The organism is uncultured Boseongicola sp., assembly GCF_937988555.1.
Lineage (GTDB): Bacteria > Pseudomonadota > Alphaproteobacteria > Rhodobacterales > Rhodobacteraceae > Boseongicola.
In genome coordinates this window covers 1-4,267 of the sequence record NZ_CALJXO010000303.1, presented here as the reverse complement: position 1 = coordinate 4,267, position 4,267 = coordinate 1, and the positions used below count along the sequence as shown (strand labels likewise).

At 56.4% G+C, this 4,267-nt stretch carries 3 protein-coding genes and 2 pseudogenes; 3 read left to right on the top strand and 2 right to left on the bottom strand.

What is annotated here, in order from left to right:
• Positions 1-232 precede the first annotated feature (232 nt).
• Positions 233-1,444: a winged helix-turn-helix domain-containing protein gene (locus Q1B15_RS17890; protein ID WP_299756293.1), complete on the top strand. Its 1,212-nt coding sequence runs from the start codon at positions 233-235 to the stop codon at positions 1,442-1,444.
• An 87-nt stretch (positions 1,445-1,531) separates the two neighbouring features.
• Entirely contained in the window at positions 1,532-1,867 is a 336-nt protein-coding gene (locus Q1B15_RS17885; RefSeq protein ID WP_299756291.1) for a hypothetical protein, read from the top strand.
• Positions 1,868-2,051: 184 nt separating this feature from the next.
• On the opposite strand, the gene Q1B15_RS17880 is transcribed toward Q1B15_RS17885, so the two are convergent.
• Both Q1B15_RS17880 and Q1B15_RS17875 read right to left on the bottom strand, forming a co-directional pair.
• The gene (locus Q1B15_RS17880) at positions 2,052-2,969 is read right to left on the bottom strand and encodes a DMT family transporter (RefSeq protein ID WP_299756288.1); all 918 of its coding nucleotides are present in this window, start codon (positions 2,967-2,969) and stop codon (positions 2,052-2,054) included.
• Positions 2,970-3,404: 435 nt separating this feature from the next.
• Positions 3,405-3,947 (bottom strand): annotated as a pseudogene (locus Q1B15_RS17875) (methyltransferase domain-containing protein); the annotation flags it as partial.
• Between the two features lie 165 nt (positions 3,948-4,112).
• Here Q1B15_RS17875 and Q1B15_RS17870 point away from each other — a divergent pair.
• Positions 4,113-4,267: pseudogene (locus Q1B15_RS17870) on the top strand (IS6 family transposase); the annotation flags it as partial.

The following is a 4,267-nucleotide window of genomic DNA, read 5'->3' as shown; positions in this document are numbered from 1 at the left end:
CTTGCGCCACGTAGCCATCAAATTGGGCGTCCCCGACTGTGTAGGTTACTCGTTCACCTGCCCCCGCCACGGTCGCAACCACCGCAAAGGCGGTGCTCATTAGGATCAGCTTCGACATGCTTTCTCTCCCTTCTTCCTTTGTTCGTTGCAGCGATGCATGGTTTGCTTAGCCGCTGTGCGCCGTTAAACTAAGCCGGACATGTGCAGAAAGTCCCGAAAGACTACCGAAGAAGTGGCGAAGACCGTAGATCAGGTTCAGATTGGCGATGCAGTTTTCGATCCAGATTCGGGAGAACTGAGCGTCCATGGAGATCGCAGCAATCTCCGCCCCCAAACTGCCAGGGTCCTAACAGTTCTGGTAGAGCGCGAAGGGTCGTTGGTGTCCAAGGCCGACTTGCTGAACCACGTTTGGCCAGACACTCACGTTACCGAAGACAGCGTAGTTCAGTGTATATCGGAGATTCGGAAGGCTTTTCGAGACGTCGGCGGCGTGGAACTCAGGACCATTCCAAAGAAGGGCTACCGCCTCGTTTTTCACATGTCCGACGCGAAACCTCCGAAGCCGGGCTCTCCCCCGTTGCGCCGCTTTCTGCTTCTGACCGGACTGTTGGTCGCGTTCATCCTTGCTTTGCTTGGCGGCCTGTTCTGGTCCAAGGGACCCAGCCCATCGCCCCATCGGACGACCGTTGCGGTAATGCCATTCCAAAACATGAGCGGCGATCTGGGACAGGCATACTTCTCAAATGGTCTCGCTGAGGATCTGATTGTCGATCTGTCTGGGCTCTCCGATATTCGCGTTGTCTCGCGTGGCGCCAGTTTCTCGCTGGATGCGTCAACGACGAGTGTTCGGGAAATGGCGGACATACTTCGCGCAGATGTCATCGTGGAGGGCAGCGTGCGGCGCATCAGCAATAGCCTTCGCCTTTCGGTTGCCTTGGTCGACGGCGAAACGGGGGCAAATCTGTGGGCCAAGCGTTTCGAAGGAACACCTGAAGATGTCTTGGCCTTTCAGGATGAGGTCGCCCACGAATTGCTACGGACGCTGTCGGTGCGGCTTTCCGGTGCGGAGCGTGCCCGTCTCGATGTGCGGGGAACAAACAATATCGAAGCACATGATGCCTATCTTCGCGGTCGCGAACTCGAAAACCTTTATACCAGCGAGACCAACCTGAAAGCTGAGGCCGCCTTGAAAGAGGCGATCCGGATCGACCCTGACTACGCGCTTCCCCACGCTCATCTGGCGCAAGTCTACAGCTTCCGGGTTGAGAATAACTGGACCAGAGACCGGGAAGGAAACATCGATGCAGCGTTCTACCACGCTGAACGGGCTATTGTGCTTGATCCGGAACTGCCATTTGCTCACTTCTCGCTTGGTCGCCTTTACACCCGCAGTTTTGCGCCAGATGAAACACGTGCGATCAACGCTTACAGAACCGCAATTTAACTCGATCCCAACTATGACGATGCCTATGTCTTCCTCGCCAACATTCACATTTTCAATGGACGCGCAGACGAAGCTCTGCCGTTGATCTTGGAAGCCTTCGAACGCAACCCGCTGCCGCCATACTGGTATGACCTTGCCGAAGGCATGGCGAATTATTTTCTGGAAAACTACGAGAAGGCTGAAGCCCATCTTGTTCGAGCCCGCGACAGGAACCCATCAGCCCCGTATCCCTATCGCTTTCTGATCGCGACCTATGGGCAGTTGGGGGACACAGACGAAGCCGAGTGGATGGCGATGGAATACGAGGCACTCGGACGTGAAGCTACGGTGGAGGACTTGCTAAACTCAGCGTCCATTCAGGACCCGGCCTACAGAATGGCCTTCGCGGAAGGTTTTAGAAAAGCCAATGTGCCAGAAAACTGAAGAATGAGGTCGTTTTACCGACCACAACCTATTCCGCGTGCGCAGCGAAGCGCGGACTTGTCCCGCTCTGCGGTCCTTCTCCCACCGAAAATGCTGCGCGATGCACGAATGGCCGCAAAGCGAAAGCTGCAGCGCGGCGTTGGAACGACCGACGAGCGGCGGCTTTGGGCCGATTACAGCATCCTTAAGGTGCGGTGATTGGCGGAGGCTTACGACGCTTGCCTGACACTGCATTTCCTGCGATTGCCGCAAGCAGCACGGCACCGCCGATCAGCGTATTGAGGCTCGCTGTTTCACCAAGGAAGAGCCAGACCCAAACCGGGCCAAGCAGGACCTCGGCCAGCGATAGCAGGGCAAGCTCTGCAGCTGGGAGACTGCGGGATCCCAGTGTGTAGAGGATCAGTCCCGCACCCACCTGAAATACCCCCATGCCCATGGATATAGTGCCATCGTGCAAGCTGAGAGCAACGGACAGCCCCGAGAATTGGCATATCCCAAATGTGACGACGATGGCGAACAGACCGGACAGGAATACCGATGGGAGCATTTCGCCCGTCCGCCCCCATCGCAAAGCAACGGTGAAGACGGCGAAGCCAAATGCCGACCCAAGCGCGGCAAGGCTGCCTCTCAGGACGACGCTGCCGGACTTATCGGCAACCATGATCGCGATCCCGCCTATGGCAACAGCAATCGCAACCCAGGTTGCGAGGCGCACGCGTTCACGCAGAATGATCCAACCCAGGACCGCAGCCATAAACGGTGCGGTTGCAAAAAGCAGCATTGCATTCGCGACCGAGGTATTCTGGATTGAGTAGATCCCGCCGGAATAGGCCGCAACCAGTGAAAGCCCGGCGATAACAGAGGGAAAGCCGATGCGGCGGATCTGAACAAAGGGGCTTTCGCCCGACCGCACCCGAATGACCACGTAAAGAAATAGCGACATGCTGATCGACCGATAGAGCAGAATCTGCCAGACGACGGCGTCTTCTATCATGCGAATGCCAAGACCGACCGTTGACCACAGAACCCCGGCCGCAAACACGAAGAGCACACTGTACTTGTGGGCATCCGCTGTGGAAGTGTGGGGGGCTACAGATGTCATATCGGGCCATTCAAAGAGGTCTCGCTTGCACGATAACCTCTCGGAGAGGTCTCATATCCCTCGTATGCGACATTCATGGCGCGTCAGAGAACTTGGCCGCAAAGTTTCGATTTGAACAAACTCCGCAACTGACAGGTGGCCAATGGCCGGTTTGGGGAAGCTGCGCCGCAGCGACAACAGGTCAGGTCAACGGCTGCAATGGGCCGTCCAAGTCGATCCTGGCCAGCCAAATATCAGATAAAAAGCTGCAGCGCGGAAGGCGGCTTGGAGCCCTAAGCGGCCATCTGCTTGGGGCGTGTCTCACAACTGTTCGAGAGAAAAATCCATTAGGCCTGAGCATCGCGATCGGTTTGTCGAGGGAAGCCGGGTTTTAATCGACGGGTCGGTTGAAGGCATTCTGTGCACGATTTTGGCCGCTTCAGTTAAGGCAATTACTCATGCAGTTCCTCGCACCGCCCAGGCACGAGCGGTAAGTGGGATAGAACCGTCCGGGGCATAGGGCAGCTTATCCTCAATTTTCCTTCGCAGTTGCTCGCGCTGATCGTCCCGCAGGGAAACACAATAGGCCCCGGCTGGGCCTTGCCCCCTTAAGAATGGAGACCAATAGTCATTGATATCAGTGAATATGGTCGGCGCCTCAAGCGCGGTTGTCTTGATGGCGTTTAGACCCGCTGCTTTGAAGAGATCGGCCAGCGGTTCCCGCTTGCAGATCGGAAACTGTTTGCCCTCGTCCTGCGCCGCGCCATTGGGAAAAAGCTCTGAAACTCCGTTCCAGAAATAGCGCATAAGCGGCATCTCACCCGCATAGTCCCAGACGTAGGCGGCAATCGTTCCGCCGTGCTTGGCTGCCCGAAGCATTTCCTTAAGTGCCGGTGACTTTTCAGGAACGAAATTCAAGACGAGGCCGGATACCACGACTTCCATCTTGCCGTCTTCAAGCGGCAAGGAGAGCGCGTTTCCAATCTTAAACTCTGCCCGCCCTTCAGTGCGCCGCGAAGATCGAAAAAGGAAAACGTTTTGTGGTTTATTCGCTGTGCACTAACCTTCGTTCTGGCAAGCAAATTGCCGACGCCAATTCAGCAAAGAGGCATTGTCAGAACAAATCTTCCTGAGGCGGGCAGGGTGGTTTCGTAGCCTTTGTTCATGACGAAAACCGACCCTTTCAAGGGTTTTCACAGTAGCCCGGAGATCATCCGCCTGGCGGTCATGATGGACGTTCGCTTTCCCCTTTCGCTCCGCAATGTCGAGGACCTGCTGCACGAGCGCGCCGTCGACATCAGCCACGAAACGGTGCGGTC